At 74.0% G+C, this 24,209-nt stretch carries 24 protein-coding genes and 1 tRNA gene; 14 read left to right on the forward strand and 11 right to left on the reverse strand.

Annotation, left to right across the window (positions count from 1 at the left end; all coding sequences use genetic code 11):
• Positions 1-9: 9 nt before the first annotated feature.
• Positions 10-1,398 (forward strand): MDR family MFS transporter, encoded by a 1,389-nt coding sequence (locus tag ACZ56B_RS15325; RefSeq protein WP_468789976.1) that lies wholly within the window; start codon positions 10-12, stop codon positions 1,396-1,398.
• Positions 1,399-1,553: 155 nt separating this feature from the next.
• Here ACZ56B_RS15325 and ACZ56B_RS15330 read toward each other — a convergent pair whose 3' ends face one another.
• Together ACZ56B_RS15330 and phoU are read right to left on the reverse strand one after the other, a co-directional pair.
• Entirely contained in the window at positions 1,554-1,709 is a 156-nt protein-coding gene (locus tag ACZ56B_RS15330; RefSeq protein WP_468789977.1) for a hypothetical protein, read from the reverse strand.
• Between the two features lie 251 nt (positions 1,710-1,960).
• A complete protein-coding gene (gene phoU, locus ACZ56B_RS15335; protein WP_468790031.1) occupies positions 1,961-2,662 on the reverse strand; it encodes a phosphate signaling complex protein PhoU in 702 nt (233 codons plus the stop codon).
• A gap of 269 nt (positions 2,663-2,931) precedes the next feature.
• Between phoU and phoR the strand changes: the two genes are divergently transcribed.
• Together phoR and phoP are read left to right on the forward strand one after the other, a co-directional pair.
• Positions 2,932-4,254, forward strand: coding sequence for a two-component system sensor histidine kinase PhoR (phoR, locus tag ACZ56B_RS15340; protein ID WP_468789978.1), 1,323 nt, complete (start codon positions 2,932-2,934; stop codon positions 4,252-4,254).
• Positions 4,251-4,931 carry a two-component system response regulator PhoP gene (phoP, locus tag ACZ56B_RS15345; RefSeq protein ID WP_468789979.1) on the forward strand — a complete coding sequence of 227 codons (681 nt, stop codon included), beginning with the start codon at positions 4,251-4,253 and terminating at the stop codon, positions 4,929-4,931. Before phoR ends, phoP begins: the two co-directional genes overlap by 4 nt.
• A 123-nt stretch (positions 4,932-5,054) precedes the next feature.
• On the opposite strand, the gene ACZ56B_RS15350 is transcribed toward phoP, so the two are convergent.
• Positions 5,055-5,747 carry a copper chaperone PCu(A)C domain-containing protein gene (locus ACZ56B_RS15350; protein ID WP_468789980.1) on the reverse strand — a complete coding sequence of 231 codons (693 nt, stop codon included), beginning with the start codon at positions 5,745-5,747 and terminating at the stop codon, positions 5,055-5,057.
• Positions 5,748-6,546: 799 nt separating this feature from the next.
• Between ACZ56B_RS15350 and ACZ56B_RS15355 the strand changes: the two genes are divergently transcribed.
• From ACZ56B_RS15355 to ACZ56B_RS15380, 6 genes are all read left to right on the forward strand, one after another.
• The gene (locus tag ACZ56B_RS15355; RefSeq protein ID WP_003953493.1) at positions 6,547-7,029 is read left to right on the forward strand and encodes a CarD family transcriptional regulator; all 483 of its coding nucleotides are present in this window, start codon (positions 6,547-6,549) and stop codon (positions 7,027-7,029) included.
• A 326-nt stretch (positions 7,030-7,355) separates the two neighbouring features.
• Positions 7,356-8,132: a 2-C-methyl-D-erythritol 4-phosphate cytidylyltransferase gene (gene ispD / locus ACZ56B_RS15360; RefSeq protein WP_468789981.1), complete on the forward strand. Its 777-nt coding sequence runs from the start codon at positions 7,356-7,358 to the stop codon at positions 8,130-8,132.
• Positions 8,122-8,640: a 2-C-methyl-D-erythritol 2,4-cyclodiphosphate synthase gene (ispF, locus tag ACZ56B_RS15365; RefSeq protein WP_468789983.1), complete on the forward strand. Its 519-nt coding sequence runs from the start codon at positions 8,122-8,124 to the stop codon at positions 8,638-8,640. Before ispD ends, ispF begins: the two co-directional genes overlap by 11 nt.
• A gap of 225 nt (positions 8,641-8,865) precedes the next feature.
• Positions 8,866-10,266, forward strand: coding sequence for a cysteine--tRNA ligase (gene cysS, locus ACZ56B_RS15370; protein WP_468789985.1), 1,401 nt, complete (start codon positions 8,866-8,868; stop codon positions 10,264-10,266).
• Positions 10,267-10,394: 128 nt separating this feature from the next.
• On the forward strand, positions 10,395-11,336 hold the full coding sequence (gene rlmB / locus ACZ56B_RS15375) for a 23S rRNA (guanosine(2251)-2'-O)-methyltransferase RlmB (protein ID WP_468789987.1): 942 nt from the start codon (positions 10,395-10,397) through the stop codon (positions 11,334-11,336).
• A gap of 146 nt (positions 11,337-11,482) precedes the next feature.
• The gene (locus ACZ56B_RS15380; RefSeq protein WP_468789989.1) at positions 11,483-13,153 is read left to right on the forward strand and encodes a DoxX family protein; all 1,671 of its coding nucleotides are present in this window, start codon (positions 11,483-11,485) and stop codon (positions 13,151-13,153) included.
• Between the two features lie 76 nt (positions 13,154-13,229).
• Here the strand turns inward: ACZ56B_RS15380 and ACZ56B_RS15385 are convergent, their stop codons facing one another.
• The 4 genes from ACZ56B_RS15385 to ACZ56B_RS15400 all read right to left on the reverse strand — a co-directional run bounded on the left by ACZ56B_RS15385 (position 13,230) and on the right by ACZ56B_RS15400 (position 17,123).
• Positions 13,230-13,961, reverse strand: coding sequence for a nucleotidyltransferase family protein (locus tag ACZ56B_RS15385; protein ID WP_468789991.1), 732 nt, complete (start codon positions 13,959-13,961; stop codon positions 13,230-13,232).
• 190 nt (positions 13,962-14,151) lie between these two features.
• A complete protein-coding gene (locus tag ACZ56B_RS15390; RefSeq protein WP_468789993.1) occupies positions 14,152-14,610 on the reverse strand; it encodes a hypothetical protein in 459 nt (152 codons plus the stop codon).
• A gap of 221 nt (positions 14,611-14,831) precedes the next feature.
• Positions 14,832-15,920, reverse strand: a complete 1,089-nt coding sequence (locus ACZ56B_RS15395) for an ABC transporter ATP-binding protein (protein WP_468789995.1) — start codon at positions 15,918-15,920, stop codon at positions 14,832-14,834.
• Positions 15,921-16,151: 231 nt separating this feature from the next.
• Positions 16,152-17,123: a helix-turn-helix transcriptional regulator gene (locus ACZ56B_RS15400; protein ID WP_468789997.1), complete on the reverse strand. Its 972-nt coding sequence runs from the start codon at positions 17,121-17,123 to the stop codon at positions 16,152-16,154.
• A 93-nt stretch (positions 17,124-17,216) separates the two neighbouring features.
• On the opposite strand from ACZ56B_RS15400, the gene ACZ56B_RS15405 reads away from it, so the two are divergent.
• Both ACZ56B_RS15405 and ACZ56B_RS15410 read left to right on the forward strand, forming a co-directional pair.
• Positions 17,217-17,630, forward strand: coding sequence for a DUF3224 domain-containing protein (locus ACZ56B_RS15405; RefSeq protein ID WP_468789999.1), 414 nt, complete (start codon positions 17,217-17,219; stop codon positions 17,628-17,630).
• A gap of 85 nt (positions 17,631-17,715) precedes the next feature.
• Positions 17,716-17,789 (forward strand) — tRNA-Thr (locus tag ACZ56B_RS15410).
• Positions 17,790-17,872: 83 nt separating this feature from the next.
• Here the strand turns inward: ACZ56B_RS15410 and ACZ56B_RS15415 are convergent.
• Both ACZ56B_RS15415 and ACZ56B_RS15420 read right to left on the reverse strand, forming a co-directional pair.
• Complete coding sequence (locus ACZ56B_RS15415) at positions 17,873-18,769, reverse strand: aminoglycoside phosphotransferase family protein (RefSeq protein WP_468790001.1); 897 nt, start codon at positions 18,767-18,769, stop codon at positions 17,873-17,875.
• 34 nt (positions 18,770-18,803) lie between these two features.
• A complete protein-coding gene (locus ACZ56B_RS15420; RefSeq protein WP_468790003.1) occupies positions 18,804-19,778 on the reverse strand; it encodes a zinc-binding dehydrogenase in 975 nt (324 codons plus the stop codon).
• A gap of 263 nt (positions 19,779-20,041) precedes the next feature.
• Here ACZ56B_RS15420 and ACZ56B_RS15425 point away from each other — a divergent pair, with 263 nt between their 5' ends.
• Positions 20,042-20,719 (forward strand): pentapeptide repeat-containing protein, encoded by a 678-nt coding sequence (locus ACZ56B_RS15425; RefSeq protein ID WP_468790005.1) that lies wholly within the window; start codon positions 20,042-20,044, stop codon positions 20,717-20,719.
• Positions 20,720-20,752: 33 nt separating this feature from the next.
• Here the strand turns inward: ACZ56B_RS15425 and ACZ56B_RS15430 are convergent, their stop codons facing one another.
• On the reverse strand, positions 20,753-21,253 hold the full coding sequence (locus ACZ56B_RS15430; protein WP_468790007.1) for a hypothetical protein: 501 nt from the start codon (positions 21,251-21,253) through the stop codon (positions 20,753-20,755).
• An 83-nt stretch (positions 21,254-21,336) separates the two neighbouring features.
• On the opposite strand from ACZ56B_RS15430, the gene ACZ56B_RS15435 reads away from it, so the two are divergent.
• Positions 21,337-22,797 carry a M1 family metallopeptidase gene (locus ACZ56B_RS15435; RefSeq protein WP_468790009.1) on the forward strand — a complete coding sequence of 487 codons (1,461 nt, stop codon included), beginning with the start codon at positions 21,337-21,339 and terminating at the stop codon, positions 22,795-22,797.
• Between the two features lie 122 nt (positions 22,798-22,919).
• Here the strand turns inward: ACZ56B_RS15435 and ACZ56B_RS15440 are convergent, their stop codons facing one another.
• Positions 22,920-23,495 (reverse strand): TerD family protein, encoded by a 576-nt coding sequence (locus ACZ56B_RS15440; protein ID WP_468790011.1) that lies wholly within the window; start codon positions 23,493-23,495, stop codon positions 22,920-22,922.
• A gap of 152 nt (positions 23,496-23,647) precedes the next feature.
• On the opposite strand from ACZ56B_RS15440, the gene arfB reads away from it, so the two are divergent.
• On the forward strand, positions 23,648-24,085 hold the full coding sequence (arfB, locus tag ACZ56B_RS15445; RefSeq protein ID WP_468790013.1) for an alternative ribosome rescue aminoacyl-tRNA hydrolase ArfB: 438 nt from the start codon (positions 23,648-23,650) through the stop codon (positions 24,083-24,085).
• Positions 24,086-24,209: the final 124 nt, after the last annotated feature.

Here is a 24,209-nt window from a genome sequence, read left to right on the forward strand (position 1 = left end):
GTGTCATCCGTGTCGTCCGTCACCCGTGCGAGACGCGCGGTCCGCCAGACCGTCTCCGGGCTGCCCCCGGCGTTCTGGTGGCTGTGGACCAGCACCCTGGTCAACCGGCTCGGCGCCTTCGTCGCCACCTTCATGGCGCTCTACCTGACCCTCGACCGCGGCTACTCCGCCACCTACGCCGGTCTCGTCGCCGCCCTGCACGGCCTCGGCGGGGTGATCTCGTCGCTGGGCGCCGGGGTGATGACCGACCGGCTCGGGCGGCGGCCCACGCTGCTGGTCGCCCAGGCGTCGACGGCGGTGTCCGTCGCGCTGCTCGGGTTCGTGCACGACCCCGTCGCCATCGCCGGCGTCGCCTTCCTCGTCGGCATGGCCTCCAACGCCTCCCGGCCCGCCGTCCAGGCGATGATGGCGGACATCGTGCGGCCCGAGGACCGCATCCGTGCCTTCTCCCTCAACTACTGGGCCATCAACCTCGGTTTCGCCGTCTCCTCCATGGCGGCCGGGTTCATCGCCGAGCACAGCTACCTCGCCGGGTTCCTCATCGAAGCCGTGATGACGATGGTGTGCGCCGTCGTCGTGTTCGTGAAGCTGCCCGAGTCCAAGCCCGTGCGCGGCGGTGCGGAGGCGGCGCGGGAGGAGGCCGTGGGGCTGGGGACCGTGCTGCGCGACGGGCGGTTCATGGGGGTCGTCGGGCTGTCCTTCCTCGTCGCGGTGATCTTCCAGCAGGGCTCGGTCGGCCTGCCCGTCGCGATGGGCGCGGCGGGGTTCACCCCGGCCGACTACGGCATGGCCATCGCGGTCAACGGCGTGCTCATCGTCGTGCTGCAGATCCCGGTCACCCGGTTCATCGAGCACCGTGACCCCGGGCGGCTGCTGGTGATCTCCTCGCTGCTCGCGGGGTACGGCTTCGGCCTCACCGCCTTCGCCGGGTCGGTCGGCGTCTTCGCCCTCACGGTCTGCGTGTGGACCCTCGCCGAGATCGTCAACGCGCCCACCCAGACCGGGCTCGTGGTCCGGCTCTCCCCGGTGCACGGACGCGGGCGCTACCAGGGGATGTACACCATGTCCTGGGCCGTCGCCGCGCTCGTCGCCCCGCTGATGTCGGGTGCCGTGATCGACCGGTTCGGGGCCGAGTGGCTGTGGGGTCTGTGCGCCGTGATCGGCACGGTGGCCGGAGTCGGCTACGCCGCGCTGATGCGGCGACTGCCGGACGAGACGGCGACGGCGGCTACGACGGCGGCTACGACGACGACGACGACGGCGGCGGCGGCCGAGGCGGCGGTTCCGGCCGAGGGGACGGCGACCGGGAGGACGCCGGGCGGGGAAACGCCGGGAGGAAGGACGCCGGGCGGGGCGGCCGGCGCCCTCGAGGGGAAGCCGGAGGTCGGGGCCTCCTGACCGGCGCCCGAGGGGGACGGACCCCCGGCAGACGGAAGACCCGGCGGTCAGGGTCGCCGGGCCTTCCGTCCGTGCCGGTTCACACCGGCGTGTACCAATCTATACGGGCTGTGCGGGTTGCGGTGGTGTGCGCGGGTCCGCGCGTGTACGGCGGGTCAGCCGCACTGGCAGGGGCCGCCCGACTGGCACCCACAGCCGCAGCCGGAGCCGCAGCCGCACGCGGCGACCAGGGGCAGGTTCCTGGTCTCGGCGGGCTGCTCGGTCTCGCGCTCCTGCGCGGGGTCGGGTGACGTGCTGGGGGATTCGGCCATGGGTCCCTCCTCGAGACTGGTGCCTGTGCCCATTGGACGTCCGCCCCGCCGGGCGCATCAACGGCGCATTGAGGCTCGCGAGCGCCCCGGCCGACCCCTCGCGCGCGACCGGCCGGGCCGGGCACCCTCCGCGCCGATCGGGTCCCCGCGCCGATCGGGTCCCCGCCCCGCTCAGGACTTCGACCCGACCCGGCCCGGCCCGGCCCGACCCGGCCGGGCCCCGTCCCCGACCCGGCCGGGCCCCGTCCCGATCAGGCCCCCTCCGCCCCCGGCACGGTCTGGATCTCCGTCTGGAGGTCCGCCTGGATCTCGTCCGCGTGCTCGCCGGTGACCAGGTAGACGACCCGCTTGGCGACCGAGACCGCGTGGTCGGCGAAACGCTCGTAGTAGCGGCCCAGCAGGGTCACGTCGACGGCCGTCTCGATGCCGTGCTTCCAGCGGTCGTCCATCAGGTGCTGGAAGAGCGTGCGGTGCAGCAGGTCCATCGCGTCGTCGTCCTGTTCCAGCTGGAGCGCCAGGTCGACGTCCTTGGTGATGATCACCTCGGCCGCCTTCGCCATCAGGCGCTGCGCGAGCTGGCCCATCTCCAGGATCGTGGCGTGCAGGTCGCGCGGGACCGCACGCGACGGGTAGCGCAGCCGGGCGAGCTTCGCCACGTGCTGCGCGAGGTCGCCGGAGCGCTCCAGGTCGGCCGACATGCGCAGCGAGGTGACGACGATGCGCAGGTCGGTGGCGACCGGCTGCTGGCGTGCCAGCAGGGCTATGGCCCGGGCCTCCAGGTCGTGCTGGAGTTCGTCGACCTTCTGGTCGGCCTCGATCACGTTCTCCGCCAGCTTCAGATCGGCGTCGAGGATGGCCGTCGTGGCGCGCCCGATCGCCGAGCCGACCAGCCGGGCCATCTCCACCAGACCGTCGCCGATCGAATCCAGTTCCTCGTGGTACGCGTCCCGCATCAGGGTTCCTCTCATGCGTCTGTACAGGGGTTCAGGGGCCTGGGCTCCTGCGAGGTCCGGGGCCGGGTGCCCCGCCGCGGGACCGCGGGCCGCGCACTCCGCGCGGCCGGCGGTCGAACCCCACGCTCCCACGTTCCGTCCCCTGTGCGTCCGGTTCGGCCACCCCAAATGAACCATCCCTGGCTCCGAGGTGAACTCTGGGCGACGAGTGTTCGAGGTCGCCCTCCGACGGCTGTGGCCACCGCTCGCCCCATGCCTAACCTGGACGCATGGACGTGAACGCGGCGGTCGCCGCAGTGGCAGCGATCGCCGGGGTGCTCACCGGCGTCATCGCCATGCTGGCGGTCCGCTTCAGCGAACGCGAACAGCGGCGTCCCCCGCGCACCTCCCTGCACACCGACCCGGTCCTCCCGCCGGGGGTCGACACCGTCCTGTCCGTGCTGCGCTCCTCCGCCGTCGTCCTGGACGAGGCCGACGGCGTGGTCAAGGCCAGCTCCGCCGCGTACGCGCTCGGGCTGGTCCGGGGCGGCAAGCTCGCCGTGGAGCCGATGCTGCAGATGGCCCGCGACACCCGGCGGGACGGCGAGATACGGCAGGTCGAGCTGGACCTGCCCCGCCGGGGCACCGGGCGAGGCGAGCCCCTCGCGGTCTCCGCGCGGGTGGCGCCGCTCGGTTCCCGGCTCGTGCTGCTGCTCGTCGAGGACCTCACCGAGGCCCGCCGCATCGAGGCGGTGCGCCGCGACTTCGTCGCCAACGTCAGCCACGAGCTCAAGACGCCCGTCGGCGCCCTCTCGCTGCTCTCCGAGGCCGTCATGGACGCCTCCGACGACCCGGAGGCCGTGGAGCGCTTCGCCGGGCGCATGCAGATCGAGGCCACCCGGCTGACCAACCTGGTGCAGGAACTCATCGACCTCTCCCGGGTGCAGAACGACGACCCCCTCGAGGACGCCGAACCCGTCCGCGTGGACGAGCTGGTCGCCGAGGCCATCGACCGGTGCCGGCACGCGGCGGGCACCAAGGAGATCACCATGGCCTCGAACGTCCTGGCGCCCGAGGGGATCGACCAGGCCGGCACCACCGACCTGCACGTGTGGGGCAACCGCGGCCAGCTCGCCGCCGCGCTCGGCAACCTCGTCGAGAACGCCGTCAACTACTCGCCCGCCCGCACCCGCGTGGGCATCGCGGCCCGCAGGGTCGCCCAGCCCGGCGGGGACCTGATCGAGATCGCCGTGACCGACCAGGGCATCGGCATCTCCGAGAAGGACAGGGAGCGCGTCTTCGAGCGCTTCTACCGGGTCGACCCGGCCCGCTCCCGTGCCACCGGCGGTACGGGCCTGGGCCTCGCGATCGTGAAGCACGTGGCCGCCTCGCACGGCGGGGAGGTCACGGTGTGGAGCGCCGAGGGCCAGGGCTCCACCTTCACCCTGCGGTTGCCGGAGGCCGGAGCGGCCCGCGACCGCACCCGTCAGACGTCCCGCCGGGACGAGTCCTCCGGCCTCGACGGCGAGGCCGGGGGGTCCCACCTCTCATCCCCCCACTCTTCCGATCCATCCGCGTACGAAACGCTTCCCTCCCCGGAGGTCCTTCCGTGACCCGAGTGCTCGTAGTCGAGGACGAGGAGTCCTTCTCCGACGCCCTGTCGTACATGCTCCGCAAGGAGGGCTTCGAGGTCGCCGTCGCGACCACCGGGCCCGACGGGCTCGACGAGTTCGAGCGCAACGGCGCCGACCTCGTCCTCCTCGACCTGATGCTGCCCGGGCTGCCGGGCACCGAGGTGTGCCGCCAGCTGCGCGGCCGCTCCAACGTCCCCGTCATCATGGTGACCGCCAAGGACAGCGAGATCGACAAGGTGGTCGGCCTGGAGATAGGGGCCGACGACTACGTCACCAAGCCGTTCTCCTCGCGCGAGCTGGTCGCCCGGATCCGCGCGGTGCTGCGCCGCCGCGGCGAGCCGGAGGAGGCCGTCCCCGCGGCGCTGGAGGCCGGCCCGGTGCGGATGGACGTCGACCGGCACGTGGTCACCGTGGGCGGCACCAAGATCGACCTGCCGCTGAAGGAGTTCGACCTGCTGGAGATGCTGCTGCGCAACGCCGGCCGGGTCCTGACGCGCATGCAGCTCATCGACCGGGTCTGGGGCGCCGACTACGTCGGGGACACCAAGACGCTCGACGTCCACGTCAAGCGGCTGCGCGCCAAGATCGAGCCGGACCCGGGCGCGCCGCGGTACCTGGTGACGGTGCGCGGTCTCGGCTACAAGTTCGAGCCGTAGGGAGGCCGTGGGGGCGTGGGCGCCCCGGCGGCCGGGGCCGCGGAGGCGGTGAAGGGCGTCGCGGCACGGTGAAGGGCGGGACCCGCGCGGGTCCCGCCCTTCACCTGTGCGTCGTACGACCGGTCAGTGACCGGCCTGCTGGCTCGCCGAGGCGGCGTCGGTCGGGGTGCCCGACGGGGCGCCCGTGGCGCCGTCCGCCGGAGCCCCGGACTCCGTCGACCCGGTGCCGCCCGGCGTCTCGGAGCCCTCGTCGGCCGGCTCGCCGGAGGCCTCCGCCGACGGCTCCGCGCCCGGTGCGGCCGGGACCTCGCTCGGGCCCCAGCCGCTGAAGACGTGCTCGGCGGGGTAGACGAACGCGCGCAGGGTCACGTCACCGGTCTTGCTGAGGGTGAAGGTGACCTGCTGCGCGTTGCCGTCCTGGACGGCCTCGCGGCTGCTCGGCAGGACGGCGGAGGCGTTGCCCTCGCCGCCGAGGATGAGCGAACCGCCGGCCGGGATGGTCAGGCTGCCGCCCTCGGCGGGGGTGAGCTCGGCGCTCTTGCCGGTGCCGGGGAGGGTGATCGACTCCAGGGTCTGGTCGGTGCGGCCCTCGTTGAACAGGGTGGCGGCGATGACGGCCGGGCCCGTCGACTCGAGGTCGGGCTGGGTGACGACCGCGGCGTTCTGGATCTTGATGTCGCCGACGGAGGTGGATGCGTTGTCCGGCTGGATCTGCAGGGTCTGGGCGTTGTTGCCGGCCGCGCACGCGGAGAGCGAGGCGATCGAGAACGCGATGGCGGCGGCGGCGAGGGCGCCGCGTCGAAGGCTGCTGCTCACGGCGGCGGCAACTCCTTGACTCGAGCGTTGGCGGCCGGTAAAGCCGCCTTAAATGATCTGTCAGCGGCTTCAGGTTACCGAGCCGCCCCCGCGCGACCGCACCCGACCCTCCCCCAAGACGCATCCCGATCCCCGGGAGGGCGGCTTTCCCCCGGACGGCACCGTCGCGTTTCCCCGGACGGCACCACCGTGCTACGGGTCCCCTGCGCCGCGGACCCGTCCGCCGTCCGCGACCCGTGCGGTCCCCGTGGTCCTGCGATCCGCGCATCCCGTGTGACCCGAGGGGCTCATGTTGACTCGAGTGACTCACGGGTCGCTTTCGGTCCGGCATCCCCGGCCATTCCCATAAGCGGACCGGGCGCGTCGGGCGGCGCCTTCGCCATAGTCGTCCCCGCGCGTCGCGATAGCGGTCCCGCGCGTCGCGCATTTCCGTGGAGGAATGCTCCGGCGGCCCCGGAATTGATCACCGGGCCGCCCTTCTCCGCGGGGTGTGATCAATTCGGGATTCGGCCGGAACCCCGCTCGGCTCACCGAACGGAGTAGCGGAAGTCGCACACCTGGAACCGGACATATGGGGCTGTTCGGTCGCGTGTGCGCACGTTCCGAGATGCGCGGCGGGCGCGTTTCGCCTGCCCCGGAGAGCCGCTCCGACCTGCGAATATCCGCTTCCGTTCGGCGTCCGCAGCACGTTCCCGTCGCTGTTGTCAAGCCCCGAGAATGGCCCTGACCTGCGAAAACGCCATTCAGAAGACGCCGTATCCGTGTTACCCTGGATAGCCACGGAAGGGGTACCTGTCACATGACGTTCAAGGTTGGCGACACCGTGGTCTATCCCCATCACGGGGCCGCGCTGATCGAGGCAATCGAAACTCGCCAGATCAAAGGCGTGGACAAGACCTACTTGGTGCTGAAGGTCGCCCAGGGTGACCTGACGGTACGTGTGCCAGCGGACAATGCGGAGTTCGTCGGCGTGCGCGATGTGGTCGGTCAGGACGGGCTGGACCGAGTCTTCGAGGTGCTGCGCGCGCCGTACGCCGAGGAGCCCACGAACTGGTCCCGTCGTTACAAGGCAAACCTGGAGAAGCTCGCCTCGGGCGACGTCATCAAGGTCGCGGAAGTCGTGCGCGACCTGTGGCGCCGTGAGCGCGAGCGTGGACTCTCCGCAGGTGAGAAGCGCATGCTCGCCAAGGCGCGCCAGATTCTGGTCAGTGAACTCGCCCTCGCGGAGAACACCAACGAGGACAAGGCCGAAGCCCTGCTCGACGAGGTTCTCGCCTCCTGAGACCGAGGCGGAGCGTCGCTCGCTCAGCACTCAGCACACCGAAATGCCGCGGTGCCCGATGACGTCCTGGATGTCGCCGGGCGCTGCGGCATGTTCGTACCCGGACTCCGTGGGCCGTCGTGCCCGCGTCGCACTTGCGCCGCGCCGGGGAATGTGTCATCACTCACGTCCCGCCCCCGGTGTGCCGGGCCCCGGGCGGCCGGCCCGACCAGGGTCACGGAAGGGGCTGGTCGAGGCGTCGCGCCCGGCACCGCCCCCGCTCCGGGAGCGGGGGCACGTCCAGGCCATACCCAGCTAGGCCGAGCACACAAACCTGACAGGAACCGATGTCTGACGACCCTCTCCACCCGCCCCGGACGACCCTCGCGCCCGACCGTGCGACCGTCCGGACGGCGGCCGTGATCCCGGCCGCCGGCCGCGGCGTACGGCTCGGGCCGGGCGCCCCCAAGGCCCTCCGGGCCCTCGGCGGCACTCCCATGCTCATCCACGCGATCCGCGCGATGGCCGACTCCCGCGCGGTCTCCCTGGTCGTCGTCGTGGCCCCGCCCGACGGCGCCGCCGAGGTCAGGACGCTGCTCGACGCGCACGCCCTGCCCGAGCGCACCGACTTCCTCGTCGTCCCCGGTGGCGAGAGCCGCCAGGAGTCCGTGCGGCTCGGCCTGCGGGCGCTGCCGCCCGGCTACGACATCGTCCTGGTGCACGACGCGGCCCGCCCGCTCGTCCCCGTGGACACCGTGGACGCCGTCGTCGAGGCCGTCCGCGACGGCGCCGTCGCCGTCGTTCCCGTGCTGCCGCTCGCCGACACGGTCAAGCAGGTCGAGCCCGCCGGCACGCCGGGCGGGCCCGAGCGCGTGGTCGCCACCCCGGACCGGTCCCGGCTGCGCGCGGTGCAGACCCCGCAGGGCTTCGACCGGGCCACCCTGGTGCGCGCGCACGAGACGGTGACGGACGACGTCACCGACGACGCGAGCATGGTCGAGCAGCTCGGCCCGACCGTCGTCACCGTCCCCGGCCACGAGGAGGCCTTCAAGGTCACCCGCCCCCTCGACCTGGTCCTCGCCGAGGCGGTCCTGGCCCGCAGGAGGCTCAACGATGGCTTCTGAGACGACGGCTTCCGAGGCGCCCCCGCCGTACCCGCTGCCCCGGGTCGGCGTCGGCACCGACATCCACGCCTTCGAGGACGGCCGGGAGCTGTGGTGCGCCGGCCTGAAGTGGGAGGGCGAGGGGCCGGGCCTGGCCGGGCACTCCGACGCGGACGTCGTCGCGCACGCCGCCTGCAACGCGCTGTTCTCCGCCGCCGGGCTCGGCGACCTGGGGCAGCACTTCGGCACCGGGCGGCCCGAGTGGTCCGGGGCGTCCGGCGTGACGCTGCTGACCGAGGCCGCGCGCATCGTGCGGGAGGCCGGGTTCCGGATCGGCAACGTCGCGGTGCAGGTCGTCGGCCCCCGGCCGAAGATCGGCAAGCGCCGGGAGGAGGCCCAGAAGATCCTGTCGGAGGCCGCCGGGGCGCCGGTGTCGGTGTCGGGGGCCACGACGGACGGGCTCGGCTTCCCCGGCCGGGGGGAAGGCCTCATGGCGGTGGCGACGGCGCTGGTCGTGCGCGCGGGCTGACCGGCGGCCCGCCCCTCGCCCCGGGGCGCGCGGGACCGCCGCGCCGCACGGCGCCGGGCCCCCGCGGCACGGCCCGCGCACCGCCCGGCCCGCCCCCGGCGGGGCCGGGCGGGCCCCGTCCGCGGGCCGTGTCCCGGCGGCCCGGCGCCCGGGGCCCGCGGCCTCCGTGCGCGTCGAATCACCGGAAGGCGCCGGGCACGCTCCGGGGCCCACTACCCTGGAGGGGTGACTATTCGCCTGTACGACACCAGCGCCCGGCAGATCCGCGACTTCATCCCGCTCCGGCCGGGTTGTGTCTCGATCTACCTGTGCGGTGCCACCGTGCAGGCGGCGCCGCACATCGGGCACATCCGCTCGGGGCTGAACTTCGACATCATGCGCCGCTGGTTCGAGTACCGCGGCCTGGAGGTGACGTTCATCCGCAACGTCACCGACATCGACGACAAGATCATCGCCAAGTCCGCGGAGCAGGGCCGCCCCTGGTGGTCCATCGGCTACGAGAACGAGCGCGCCTTCACCGACGGCTACCGGGCCCTCGGCTGCCTGCCCCCCAGCTACGAGCCGCGCGCCACCGGCCACATCACCGAGATGGTCGAGATGATGCGCGGCCTCATCGAGCGCGGCCACGCCTACGAGGCCGACGGCAACGTCTACTTCGCCGTCACCTCGTTCCCGGAGTACCTGCGGCTGTCCAACCAGGAGCTGGAGAACCTCCTCCAGCCCTCCGGCGAGGGCGAGACCGGCAAGCGCGACCCGCGCGACTTCGCGATGTGGAAGGCGGCCAAGCCCGGCGAGCCGAGCTGGGAGACGCCCTGGGGCCGCGGGCGCCCGGGCTGGCACCTGGAGTGCTCGGCGATGGCGCACAAGTACCTCGGCACCGCCTTCGACATCCACGGCGGCGGCCTCGACCTGGTCTTCCCGCACCACGAGAACGAGATCGCCCAGGCCAAGGCCTACGGCGACGAGTTCGCCCGGTACTGGGTGCACAACGCCTGGGTCACCATGAGCGGCGAGAAGATGTCGAAGTCGCTCGGCAACAGCGTGCTCGTGTCCGAGATGGTCAAGCGGTGGCGGCCCGTCGTGCTGCGCTACTACCTCGGCACCCCGCACTACCGCTCGATGATCGAGTACAGCGAGGAGGCCCTGCGCGAGGCCGAGTCCGCGTTCGCGCGCATCGAGGGCTTCGTGCAGCGCGCCGCGGAACTCGCCGGCGGGCCGGTCGAGCCGTCCGCCGAGGTGCCGCCCGCCTTCGCCGAGGCCATGGACGACGACCTGGGCGTGCCGCAGGCGCTGGCGGTGGTGCACACCACCGTCCGGCAGGGCAACAGCGCGCTGGCCGCCGACGACAAGGAAGCCGCCGTGGCCCGGCTCGCCGAGGTCCGTGCGATGCTGGGCGTCCTCGGTCTCGACCCCCTCGACCCGCACTGGGCCGGCGGGGACGACCGGGGCGAGGACCTGCACGGCGTGGTCGACAGCCTCGTCCGCCTCGTCCTCGACCAGCGCGAGGCCGCCCGCGCCCGCAAGGACTGGGCCACCGCGGACGCCATCCGCGACCGGCTGGGCCAGTCCGGCCTGGTCGTCGAGGACAGCCCGCAAGGACCGCGCTGGAGCCTCGGCCCGCGCTGAGGACCACGGGGGCCCGGCGGCCCCCGTGACCGGCCGCGCCGCCCGGGGCGCCGGGCGGCACACCACGCAGACACACTCCCCACAGACACAACGCACGCACCCACCACTTCACGGAAGACGGATACCTCATGGCCGCGAACAACCGCCGCATGTCCGGCAAGAAGGGCGCGCAGGTCGGCAGTGGCGGCCAGCGGCGCCGGGGCCTCGAAGGCAAGGGGCCGACCCCGCCCGCCGAGATGCGCAAGGGCCACGCCAAGCAGCGCGCCGCCCAGGCGAAGGCGCGCCGCGCCCAGGGCCGCCCGCAGCAGCGGCGCGGCGGGGGCCGCTCGACGTCCGAACTCGTCGTCGGGCGCAACCCCGTCGTCGAGGCGCTGCGCGAGGGCGTGCCCGCCTCCACGCTGTACGTCCAGCAGTTCATCGACAACGACGAGCGGGTGCGCGAGGCGCTCCAGCTGGCGGCCGAGCGCGGCGGGATCAACCTCATGGAGGCGCCCCGCCCCGAGCTCGACCGCATGACGAACGGCCTGAACCACCAGGGTCTGGTCCTCCAGGTCCCGCCGTACGAGTACGCCCACCCCGAGGACCTCGTCGCGGCCGCCCACGACGAGGGCGAGGACCCGCTGATCGTCGCCCTGGACGGCGTCACCGACCCGCGCAACCTCGGCGCCGTCGTCCGCTCCGTCTCCGCCTTCGGCGGCCACGGCGTCGTCGTGCCCGAGCGGCGCGCCGCCGGCATGACCGCCGGCGCGTGGAAGACGTCCGCGGGGACGGCCGCCCGTACGCCCGTCGCCCGCGCCACCAACCTCACGCGCGCCCTGGAGGCGTACAAGAAGGCCGGGCTCGTGGTCGTCGGCCTGGCCGCCGACGGGGACGCCGGGATCGGCGAGCTGGACGCGCTCGACGGCCCGGTCGTCATCGTCGTCGGCAGCGAGGGCAAGGGGCTGTCCCGGCTGGTCGGCGAGACGTGCGACCTCCGGGTGCGGATCCCGATGCCGGGCGGCGCGGAGTCGCTCAACGCCGGTGTGGCGGCGGGCATCGTCCTGTACGAGGCGGCCCGGCGCCGGGGCTGATCCCACCGGGGGCGCGCGAAGCCCCTGAACGGGTGTGCGACCCCGTCGTCCGACCGGGGCGTTCCGGACGGTCCGGGCCAGCTTGACGCTGTCCGGACACTTCCGGCGGGTCAAGGCAGTGTCCTAACACCGTGTCACTCGGTTAGATGAGTGTGGACACCAGAACACCCCGCACACCCACGGGGGACCGCTCGTCGGGACTCGACGACGCTCCCGCGCTGAGCATGGTGAAGGTGCCGAGCGATCCGGCGCAGGTCATCGTCAATCACGCCAGCTTCCGCGTGCAGCTGGGCGCTTCGGCCCGGCCGCCGCGGACCGCGCGGTATCCGAGCGCCGTCGAGGAGACCGCCCGCATCCCCGTCGTCACCACCATGGGCGCGCCGGGCCGGGCCGCTCCCCGCCGCCGTCCCGTCGTCTGGAGCGGCCGGTCCGCCCCCGACGACACCGGCGCCCACCGGCTCCTCCAGGCCGTGCGGCGCGAGGGCGTCCGGCACGCCGACGAACCGCTCACCGACACCGGGGGCGCCACCCGGGTCATCCCCCGCCCGGGCACCGGTCACGACGCCTACGACGACGGCCCGGCCACCCAGCCCCTCGAGATCCCGTTCGTCGGCGCCCCGCGCGGGCCCGGCGACGGACCCCTGCTGCCCCCCGGGCGCACGGTCGGCAGCGCCTACGACGAACCCGACCACGACGGCTTCGGTCACACCGGCCACGACCGGTCCGCGTACGACGAGGACGTGTTCGAGGACACCGGCCGGCGCGGCAGGCGGCACGCCGACGACCCGGCCCGGCACGCCTACTACCCCGGCCGCCGGATGAACCTCGGCATCGTCCTGTTCCCGCTGCGGCTCTTCCTCGGCGGCATCTCCGTCTACGCCGGGATGGGCAAGCTCTGCGACCCCCTCTACTTCGAGGGCGGCGAGCGCGGCTCCATGGTCAAGTGGCTGAACACCCTGCACCCCTGGGAAGCCGCCGAGCCGCTGCGCCAGTTCGCCCTGGAGCACCCCGTCGGCTCCGGACTGGCCGTCGCCTTCCTCCAGATCGTCGTCGGCGTCCTGACCGCCCTCGGCTGCTGGCAGCGGGTGGCGGCCGCGGTCGGCGCGCTGCTCTCGGCGGCGCTGCTGGTCACCGTCAGCTGGAAGAGCGCCCCCGTCTACGAGACGCCCGACATCATCCACCTCGCCGCCTGGTCCCCGCTGGTCATCGCGGGCGCCCCCGTCTACTCCGTCGACGGCCGCCTCGCGAGCGGCGCCTGGCGCCGGCTCGGCCCCCGCGCCGACATCTGGGACCTGCGCCGCCACGTCCTGCGCCGCGGCGCCCTCGTCACCACCGTGGTCTGCGGGCTCGCCCTGCTCGTCGGCTCGCTGCTCGGCGGCGCCGTCCGCGACGCCGACCGCGTGGTCGTCCCGGGTCCCGGAGAGGCCCCGCGCAACGAACTCCCCGGCTCCCCGCTCCCGCAGGAGCCCGGTGAGTCGCCGAAGCGGCGCACCCCGCCGGCCTCCACCCCGCCCAGCCGGAGCGCCACCACCTCCGGCCCGACCGGTCCGTCCGCCGGGGCCACCACCCCGGGCGCCACCCAGGGCGCCGGAGCCACCACCGGCGCCCCCGGCCGGACCGGGGACGGCACCGGGCAGGTGCCGCCCCAGCAGTCCTCCCCGGTCGACCGGGCGCCGAGCACCAGCTCCGGCCCGACCTCGGGCGGCAGCGCCACCGGTAGCAGCAGCGGCACCCCGAGCGGCGACGGCGAAGGCGGCGGCGACGGCAGCGGCTCCTCCTCGGGAAGGCGGGGCCTCGTGGGCGGCCTCCTGGGGTAGGAACAGCCCGCACGGACGAAGGGGTTCCCGCACGGACCGAGGTGCGGGAACCCCTTCGCGTTGCCGTGAGGGCGCGTCAGCGGCCCTGCGCCGCCAGCTCCTTCGCCGCCTCCGTCAGGTCCTTCGCGGTGTCGATCGCCCGCCAGTAGGAGCCCTGGGGGATCGGGAACCCGGCCAGCCGGCGCTCCCGGGCCAGGTGCGGGAACGTGGTGCGCTCGTGGTCGCCGCGCTCCGGGAGCAGGTCGGCGAAGCCGGGGGAGAAGACGTACACGCCCGCGTTGATCTCGAAGGTCGACGGCGGGGCCTCGATGAAGTCGGTGATGTGGCCGAAGCCGTCCGTCCGCACCGCGCCCCACGGGATGCGCGGGCGGGCCAGGGCGAGGGTCGCGACGGCGTCCCGCTCGGTGTGGAAGTCCGCCATGTCGCGCAGCGAGAAACGGGTCCAGATGTCGCCGTTGGTGGCGTACCAGGGGCGGTCCGGGTACGGCAGGTGCGCGGCGGCGTGCTTCAGGCCGCCGCCGCGGCCGAGGGGCTCCGTCTCGACGGCGGTGGTGACGGCGACGGGCAGGTCGGCGGTCTCCAGCCACTCCTGCAGGACCTCGGCGAGGTGGCCGCAGGAGACCACCACGTCCGTCACGCCCTCCTCGGCGAGCCAGGAGAGCTGATGGCCGATGATCGGGGTCCCCGTGCCGGGGATCTCGACCATCGGCTTGGGCCGGTCGTCGGTGTACGGACGGAGCCGGGAGCCTTGGCCGCCGGCCAGGACGACGGCTTGGACGGGGCGGGACGCGGCGCTCGGATCGGTCATGGGCGGAACTGTACGTGGCGCTCCGCGAGCGGCCGGGACCGGTGGCCCGGTGAAGCCGGCGGCTCCTCCTCCGCACCGGCGCGGTGCGGCCGGTGCGGTGAGCCGCGGGCCCGGGGTCATGGGGTGCGGGCCCGGTGCGGGGAGGCGCGGGCCCGGGGGCGGGGTGCGGGCCCGGGGGCGGGCGGTGTGCTCAGCGGTGGGCGGTGACGACCCCCGACGCGAAGGAGGTGTCGCAGACCGGGCGGGCGTAGGACTGGGCCCTGGTGGGGCCGTACATCCGGACCGCGGCCTTGCCGAGGGAGCGGGCGATGGAGGCGCAGTGCTTCGCCAGCGAGGGGCGGTCGTCGACGGCCTGCTGGAGGTGGGTGAGCGCGACGCCCGGGTTCTCCTCCTGCAGTTCGGCCAGCAGCGCGTCGCGCAGCACGTCCTGCGGCGCGCGGGCGGCGGCACGCGAGGAGGCGCCGGGCGCGGAGGCGTCCGCGGCGGTGAGCACCGGGCTCGAGGGGGCCGTCCCCGACCAGTTGACCCGGGCGACCGCGAGGGTCCCGGAGAGCACCAGGACGACGGGCAGGACGAAGGCGAGGGTGCGGCCGATCCGGAGGGCGGGGCCCCCGCCGCGTCGCGTCTGAGGGTTCGTGGAGTGCTTCACGCGTGTGAGGGTAGCGGTAGGTAGCTGACCGCAAGCCTTGCGTCACCGGTTCGGGGGACGGGGGCGGGAGGTTTCGAAGGGGTGTGTTGACGCACGCTGCTCGAAATGTCCGCCGTGCCGGGGTACTTGTCGACAAAGGAGAGGGCCCCGCAGCGGCCTGCGGGGCCCTTCTTCATCATCCCGGGTGAATCTCCCCGGGGCCGTGTGCCCGGTCCGGTGCCTCAGTCGGAGAGGCGCGCGCCGGTCGAGGTCGAGAACACGTGGGTCTCGCCCGCCCGCGGCACGACGTGCAGCTGGCTGCCCTTCTCCGGGACCTCGCGGCCGCCGACGCGGACGACGACGTCCTTGGCCTCGCCGCCGATCTGCGCGGTGCCGTAGACGAACGCGTCGGAGCCCAGCTCCTCCACGACGTTGACGGTGACCTCGACGCCGAGGTCGGAGTCGGCGCCGGCCACGTCGAAGTGCTCGGGGCGGACGCCGACCGTGACGGTCTTGTCGGTGGTGGAGGCCAGCGCGTCGCGCTGGACCGGCACCACCGAGTTGCCGAACTTCACACCGCCGTCGGTGATCGGGACCTCGATCAGGTTCATCGCCGGGGAGCCGATGAAGCCGGCGACGAAGAGGTTCGCGGGCTTGTCGTACATGTTGCGCGGGGTGTCGACCTGCTGGAGCAGACCGTCCTTGAGGACCGCGACCCGGTCGCCCATGGTGAGGGCCTCGATCTGGTCGTGGGTGACGTAGACGGTGGTGATGCCCAGGCGGCGCTGGAGCGAGGCGATCTGCGTACGGGTGGACACGCGGAGCTTGGCGTCCAGGTTGGACAGCGGCTCGTCCATGAGGAACACCTGCGGCTCGCGCACGATGGCGCGGCCCATGGCGACGCGCTGGCGCTGACCGCCGGAGAGCGCCTTCGGCTTGCGGTCCAGGTACTCGGTCAGGTCGAGGATCTTCGCGGCCTCCTCGACCTTCTGCCGGATCTCCGCCTTGTTGACGCCGGCGATCTTGAGCGCGAAGCCCATGTTGTCGGCGACCGTCATGTGCGGGTAGAGCGCGTAGTTCTGGAACACCATGGCGATGTCCCGGTCCTTGGGCGGCAGGTGCGTGACGTCGCGGTCACCGATGCGGATGGCGCCGCCGTTGACGTCCTCGAGCCCCGCGAGCATCCGGAGCGAGGTGGACTTGCCGCAGCCGGACGGGCCGACCAGGACGAGGAACTCGCCGTCCGCGATATCGATGTCGAGGGCGTCGACGGCGGGCTTGGTGGAACCCGGGTAGATCCGGGTCGCCTTGTCGAACGTGACAGTGGCCATGGTGAACGGTCCCCTTCTACCGGCAGGAACGTGCCGGACGATCCGAGTAGGAAGGTGTTGCCACGACGGGTGTTCCGTTGTGGTGTAGTCCACAGGGGTGAACTGGCACAGGACGGTACCCGGCGTTCACCTGTCTGTCAGTAGTTCCGGGGCTGTGAATTTCGCGGAAACTTTCGGCCGTTGGGGTGACGGCCGCGTTGCGCGCGGATCACGGCCCGGCGGGCGCGGGCGTCACCGGCCGGCCGCGTACCGGTCCGCCAGCACCGCCACGGCCGCCGCGACCGCCTGCCGCAGCCCCGCCGGACCGAGCACCTCCGCCTCGGTGCCCAGCCGGAGCAGGTCGCCGGTCGCGATCGCCTCCGACTCGACGGACAGCTCCACCTCGACCCACCCCTCGTCGTCCGGCGGCCCCGCCTCCGCGAGCGCCCGGGTCCCCGCCGCACCGAACTGCATCGGCAGCAGCTTCTGCCCGCGCGGTGAGAGCCGCAGCCGGGCGGTGTCCCGGTGCAGCGCCGCCTCCAGGCGCCGGGCGGACTCCGTCCAGTACGCGGCCAGGTCGAAACCGGCCGGACGGGTGAACTCCTCGTCCGTCTCCTCCACCGCCTGGAAACGCGACACCCGGTAGGTGCGCACGGCGTCCTCCGCCAGCGCCGCCAGGTACCAGATGCCGCCCTTCAGCACCAGGCCCAGCGGGCACACCTCGCGGCGCACCTCGCCGCGCCAGCGCCGGTAGCGGGTGCGCAGCACCCGCTGCTCCCACACCGCCCGCGCGACGGTCTCCAGGTGCGGCACGGGGTCGGCGTCCCGGAACCAGGCCGGCGCGTCCAGGTGGAACCGTTCGCGCACCCGCCGCGCCTGCCCGGCCAGGGCGTCCGGCAGGGCGGCCTCCACCTTCAGCTGGGCGCTCGCCAGGACGGCCCCCAGGCCCAGTTCCCCGGCCGGTCCCGGCAGCCCGGCCAGGAACAGCGAACCGGCCTCCGCGTCGGTCAGCCCGGTCAGCCGCGTGCGGTACCCCTCCATCAGGCGGTAGCCGCCCCCGGGTCCGCGCTCCGCCCGGACCGGCACCCCCGACGCGCCGAGCGCCTCGATGTCCCGGTAGACGGTGCGCACCGACACCTCCAGCTCCGCCGCGAGTTCGGGGGCGGTCATCCGGCCGCGGTTCTGCAGCAGCAGGAGCAGGGAGAGGAGGCGGTCGGCGCGCATGCGGCCCATTCTCCCGCCGTACCTGACAGAGGGTGTCAGGTACGGCCGGGAGGGTGGACCCGCAGACCGGAACAGCAACGGAAGGGAACACCCGTGCCCACCACCCGGACCACCACCGGCCACTTCACCTTCGCCGACTGGAAGGAGGACCCCGTCACCCCGGAGGGCGCCCACCCCCGGCTCGCGCGCGCCACGGTCATCAACGCGTTCTCGGGCGGCATCGAGGCCGAGGCCACGGCCTGCGACTACGCGATCGCCTACCTGACCGGGACGACCGGCGCCTTCACCGGGATGGAACACGTCGGCGGCCGGGTCGACGGGCGTGAGGGGACCTTCGTCCTGGAGGAGCGCGGACGCTTCGAGGCCGACGGCACCGTGCACTGCACCTTCGAGGTCGTCGAGGGCTCGGGCACCGGGGGACTGACGGGGCTGCGCGGCACGGGCGGGTTCACCTACCGGCACGGGGAGACGGAGGTGCCGTACACCTTCGCGTACGAACTGGAGTGAGCGGGCGGGCCTCACTCCGCACGTGCGTGGCCCGGTGAAAGCGGCTCTGTGTACAGTGGACCAGCCTTCGCGCGTGCCGCGCGGTGCCTCCTTAGCTCAGCTGGCCAGAGCAACGCACTTGTAATGCGTAGGTCGTCGGTTCGAATCCGACAGGGGGCTCGGCTGGAACCCGGGCCGGGTCCTTCCCGGCCCGGGTTCTTCGTGCCCCGCGTGCCTGCCCCGCGTCGCACGTCCCGCGTCCCTCACGCCCCGCGGCGGCGCAGGCGGCGGGCGAGCTCCAGGTCGCGGTCGTCCAGGGGGCGGCCGTCCTCGATCTCCCACAGGCAGTTCTGCAGCACCCTCCCGTACGTCCACGCGCGGGCCCGCTCGCGGTCCAGGCCGAGGACGTCGGTCATGGCGTCGAAGCGCCACGCGACGTCGTCGGCGTCGAAGCGGTTGTCCAGGGCGGGCCAGAGGTCGAAGCCGGGGTCGCCGACCAGGGGCTTGGGGTCGATGGCGAGCCAGGGGGCGCGGTCCGCGGCCAGGACGTTCTCGTCGTGCAGGTCCCAGTGCAGGAGGCGGTCGCCGGGCTCGTCGGCGACCTCCCGGACGGCGGCCGCGCAGTCGGCGACGATCCGGCGGGCGGCCGGGTCCGGGATGTGCTCCAGGGCCCGGGGGGTCCGTTCGAGCAGGTCGCGGGCCTTGTCGCCGAGGTGGCGCACGCCCTCGGGGGCGGGAGCGGCGTGGAGGCGGGCGAGGAGGCGGGCGATCACCAGGACGGCCTCGTGGACGTCCGGGTGGTGCGCGAGCATGCGGGAGGCGTCGAGGCGCTCCAGGAGCAGGGTGCCGGTGGGCTCGTCGTGGTCCAGCAGGCGGACCGCGCCGTCGCCGTCCCACCGGCGCAGCGCGACCGGTTCGCCGTCCGTCTCCTCGTCGCGGAGCTGGAGCTTCAGCACCGCCGGCGTACCGTCCGCGCGGTCGACCGGGAGGACCAGGGCGCTCACGCCGTGCAGGGGCGCCCCGGTGACGCGCAGGTCCCAGCGGTCGAGGAAGGAGGCGGCCAGGCCGGGCAGGGCGGCGATGAAGGCCCGGCCGGCCTCCTTGTTGAACTTCTCCTGGAAAGCGGCGAGTTCCTCGGGAATGTGGATCACCCTCCGCACGGTAGCCGGGCGCGGTGGGCGGGGCACCCCCGTTTCACGGTTCCAGGACGACCTTTCCGGTCGTGCCCCGGTTCTCCAGGGCCCGGTGGGCGGCGGCGGCCTCGGCGAGGGGGAAGCGGTGGACGGCGGGGACGAGCCGGCCCGCGGCGGCCTCGGCGAGGGCGCGCAGTTCGAGGGTGCGGACGGGGTCGTCCCCGCCGGCCCGGCGCATCATCTCGGGGCCGAGGACGTTGAGGGAGACGCCCTCGACGAGGTAGGGGCTGCCGCTGCCGACGCCCTGGGACGACCAGCCGAACACGACGTGCCGGCCGCCCGGCGCCAGGAGGGCCACCGCCGTGCGGGCGACGTCGCCGCCGACGCCGTCGTACACGACGGTGACACGGCCCCGGTGGGCCTCGAGCCGTGCGGGCCAGTCCGGGTCCGTGTAGTCGACGGCGAGGTCGGCGCCGCCGGCCGCCACCCGGGCCGTCTTCGCGGGGCCGCCGGCCAGGCCGATGACGGTGGCGCCGGCGTTCTTGGCGTACTGCGCGAGGAGGGTGCCGAGGCCGCCGGCGGCGGCGGGGACGAGGACCACGTCGCCCGGGCCCGGCTCGGCGAACTGCACGACGCCCATCGCCGTGCGCCCGGTGCCGATCATGGCGACGGCCGCGGCGAAGTCCAGGCGCTCCGGGATCTCGTGCAGCCGGCCGGCGTCGGTGACGGCCAGTTCCGCGTAACCGCCGGGGGCGAAGCCGAGGTGGGCGACGACCCGCCTGCCGAGCCAGTCGGCGGAGGTGCCCTCGCCGAGGGCGTCGACCACCCCGGCGACCTCGCGGCCCGGGACGGTCGGCAGGACGGCCGGGGCCGGGGCGGGGCCCCGCAGGCCCTGCCGCAGGGCCACGTCCAGGAGGTGGACGCCGGCGGCCCGCACGGCGATCCGGACCTGTCCCGGGCCCGGCCGGGGGTCCTCGACCTCCTCGTGGGTGAGGTTCTCGGCCGGGCCGAAGGCGTGCAGACGGATGGCGCGCATCAGGGGTCCCCCCGGTGGGTCGGGTCGCGGCCGTGTCGCCGCCGTGACCCCACGGTGCAACCTCGAGCATGCTTCAGGTCAAGTCGGCGCCGGCCCGGGGGTGAAGGTCTTCGGGGAGCCGCCCGGGGAGGGCCTCCGGGTGCCCGCCGGCCCGGCCGCGCGAAGGCCCCGGGAGGTGACGTGCGCGCGGTCGCCGCGGGCCGGACGGACCGTCAGCGCCGCGGACCGGACGGATTGTCGGTGGCGGGGTGCAGCATGGGGGGATGGCGAGGAGAGCGGCGGGCGGCAGGGGAGTGAAGGGGGCGCGGCGGCCCGAGCCGGTGCTGCCCGCCCTGGAGCGGTTCGCGGGAGGCGGGCTGGAGCCGGACGGGGACTACGACGGGCTGGAGTTCCACGAGGCGGACCTCTCCGGGCAGAACGGCGCGGGGGCGCGCTTCCTGGACTGCGCGCTGACGGGGTGCGCGCTGGACGAGGCGCGGCTGTCCCGGGCGCGGGTGCTGGACTCGGTCCTCACCGGTGTCCGGGGGGTGGGCACGGACCTGGCCGAGGCCACCCTGCGGGACGTCGAGGTGACCGACGCGCGGCTCGGGGGGACGCGACTGCACGGGGCGGTGCTGGAGCGGGTGCTGGTCCGGGGCGGCAAGATCGACTTCCTGAACCTGCGCTCGGCCCGGCTCGAGGACGTGGTGTTCGAGGGCTGCGTCCTGGTCGAGCCGGACTTCGGCGGGGCCCGGCTGGAGCGGGTGGAGTTCGTGGACTGCGCGCTGAAGGGGGCGGACCTCACCGGCGTCACGCTGGTGGACGTGGACCTGCGCGGGGCCGCGCCGCTGGAGGTCGCACGGGGCGCGGACCGGCTGGCGGGAGCGGTGATCAGCCCGGCGCAGCTGCTGGACCTGGCACCGGTGCTGGCGGCGGAGTGGGGGATCCGGGTGGAGGGATGAGCGGGCGGCGGGAGAGGCCGTCCGTGCCCCGGGTCACGCCAGCCGGGGATAGCGGGCCTGGAGGGTCCAGACGGCCGGGTTCTCGCCGAGGTCCTCGTGCAGGTCGATCAGGTCGGCGAGGAGGTCGTGCAGGAAGTCGCGGGCCTCGCGGCGGAGTTCGGCGTGGGAGAAGGTCAGCGGGGGCTCGGTGGCCGGCAGCCACTCCGCCTCGATGTCCACCCATCCGAAGCGGCGCTCGAAGAGCAGGCGGTCGGTGGACTCGGTGAAGTCCAGCTCGGCCCGCTGGGGACGGGAGGCCCTGGAGCCCGCCGGGTCCCGGTCGAGGCGCTCCACGATGTCGCACAGCGCCCAGGCGAAGTCGAGCACCGGCACCCATCCCCAGGCCGTGGACACCTCGCGGTCCGACCCGGTGTCGGCGAGGTAGACGTCACCGCAGAACAGGTCGTGGCGCAGGGCGTGGACGTCCGCGCGGCGGTAGTCGGTCTGGGGCGGGTCGGGGAAGCGGTTGGAGAGGGCGTAGCCGATGTCGAGCACGGGGTGATGGTGTCACGACACGGCGGGCCCGCCCGCACGGGCACCTGGCCGGGGCCGGCGCCGCGCCTCCCTAGGATCACGGCGTGCGCCCCCACCGTCCCCACCGCTTCCGCCGCCCGTGCCGCTCCCGCCGCCCCCGCCTGCTCACCGCCGCCGTGACCGCCCTGCTCACCGCCGTCACGGCGGTCACGGCGACCGCGTGCGGCGGCGGCGTCGGCGGCGCTCCCGGCGCGAGCGGTGTCCGCGACCCGTACTTCCCGAAGGCGGGCAACGGCGGTTACGACGTCGTCCACTACGCCCTCGACCTCGCCTACGACCCCGGCGCCCACCACCTGACCGGCACCGCGACGCTCACCGCCCGCGCGACCCAGGACCTCTCCGCGCTGAACCTCGATCTCCAGGGCCTGGACGTCGAGGAGGTCACCGTCGACGGGGCGCCCGCGAGCCGGCACCGGGCCGGCCAGGAGCTGACGATCCGCCCGCGCCGCGACATCGACCGCGGCGCGCGCTTCCGCGTCGCCGTCCGCTACTCCGGCGCCCCCGTCACCGTCACCGACCCGGACGGCTCCGAGGAGGGCTGGCTGCGCACCGCCGACGGCGCGCTGGCCCTGGGGCAGCCGACGGGGTCGATGGCGTGGTTCCCCGGCAACCACCACCCCTCCGACAAGGCGACGTACGCCCTCGCGGTCACCGTGCCGAAGGGGCTGCGGGCGGTGTCCAACGGGGAGCCGGCCGGCGAGGAGACGAAGGGGGACCGCACCACCTACCGCTGGCGCACCGCCGAACCGATGGCGAGCTACCTCGCCACGCTCGCCGTCGGCAGGTACGACGTCCACCGCGCCACGACCTCGGGCGGCCTGCCCGTGCACACGGCGGTCGACCCGGAGCAGGCCGGGGCGAGCCGCGCGGTCCTGGCGCGGCTCCCCGAGGTGGTGGAGTGGGCGGAGCGGACCTTCGGCCCGTACCCCTTCTCCTCCACGGGCGCGATCGTGGAGCGCCCCGGGGACGCCGGGTACGCGCTGGAGACCCAGAACCGCCCCGTCTTCCCCGGCGCCCCGGCCCTCGGGCTGCTGGTGCACGAGATCGCCCACCAGTGGTACGGCGACTCCGTCACCCCGAGGACCTGGCGGGACATGTGGCTCAACGAGGGCTTCGCGACGTACGCGACGTGGCTGTGGGAGGAGGACCACGGCGGCGACACCGCGCAGCAGACCTTCGACGCGCTGTACGCGGGCACCTACTTCCGCGAGGCGGGGTCGGACGAGGCGCTCTGGTCGTTCCCGCCGGCCCGGCCGCCCGACGCGGCGCACCTGTCCGGCGTCCCGGTCTACCAGCGCGGCGCGATGGTCCTGCACAAGATCCGGCAGACGGTCGGCGACGGCCCGTTCCGCGCCCTGCTGAAGGGCTGGGCGCGGGAGCACCGCCACGGCAACGCGGACACCGGCGACTTCACGGCGTACGTGGAGAGGTCGGCCCCGGGGGAGGACTTCCGCGGGATCTGGGCGGACTGGCTGTACGGGGAGGGCAGGCCGGCGCGGCCCTGAGGGGCGCCGGGACCCTCCCGGGCGCGCGTCCGCCCCCGGCAGGCCGGAGCCCCCGGCCCGTCCTCGCGGTGACCGGGGGCTCTCGGCTCCCGCGGCGGCGGGACGATCCGGGTGGGCGTCCGTCAGACGTTCACGCCGAAGTCCTGGGCGATGCCGGCCAGGCCCGAGGCGTAGCCCTGGCCGACCGCGCGGAACTTCCACTCCGCGCCGTTGCGGTACAGCTCGCCGAAGACCATGGCGGTCTCGGTGGCCGCGTCCTCGGACAGGTCGTAGCGGGCGATCTCGGCGCCGCCGGCCTGGTTGACGATGCGGATGTAGGCGTTGCGCACCTGGCCGAAGTTCTGGCTGCGGTTCTCGGCGTCGTAGATCGAGACCGGGAAGACGATCTTGTCGATGTCGGCCGGGAGCGCGGCCAGGTTGACGTTGATCGCCTCGTCGTCGCCGGCGCCCTCGCCCGTGCGGTTGTCGCCGGTGTGGACGATGGAGTTGTCCGGGGTCTGCTTGTTGTTGAAGAACACGAAGTGGGCGTCCGAGTAGACCCTGCCCTGTGCGTTGACCGCGATGGCCGAGGCGTCGAGGTCGAAGTCCGTGCCGGTGGTGGTGCGGACGTCCCAGCCGAGGCCCACGGTGACGGCGGTCAGGCCCGGAGCCTCCTTGGTGAGCGAGACGTTGCCACCCTTGGACAGGCTTACAGCCATTGTTGGGAGTCCCTTCCCTCGTGTGCGTACTGGCCAGAAGCTGAAGCTACCGCCATCCCCTTGAACGCGGAGAGGGGGGCGCGGGGTTCCGGGTCCCTTTACTTTCTTTACGCGACTTATTCGGGTGACGTGGACCGGTCAGGGGCGGGAACATGGAGGGCATGTCCGGTCCCTACCCCGTCCGTGGCTCCGTCTCCCTGCCCGAGGCCGAGCTCATGTGGCGTTTCTCGCGGTCGTCGGGGCCCGGCGGGCAGCACGTGAACACCAGCGACTCGCAGGTCGAGCTCCGTTTCGACCTCGCGCGGACCCAGGCGCTGCCCGAGGCGTGGAAGCGGCGGGCGCTGGAGCGGCTGGCCGGCCGGCTGGTGGACGGCGTGGTCGTCGTCCGCGCCTCCGAGCACCGCTCCCAGTGGCGCAACCGCGAGGCCGCCGCCGTGCGTCTCGCGGCGCTGCTCGCCGAGGCCACCGCGCCCCCGCCCAAGGCCCGCAGGCCGACCCGCGTGCCGCGCGGCATCAACGAGCGCCGGCTGCGGGAGAAGAAGCGCCGCTCGGAGACGAAGCGGGGGCGCTCCGCGCGGGACTGGGGCTGACCCGGCGCCGGCCGGCCCCGCGGGCGGCGGATGCTCCTATGGATGTCAAGCGGCTTCGGCGAGGTCGCTTCGGGCGGTGTTGCGGCCAGGGTGCGTCATGCGGAGTGACCTCACGAGGACGCGG

The organism is Streptomyces sp. NPDC034670 (assembly GCF_055574875.1).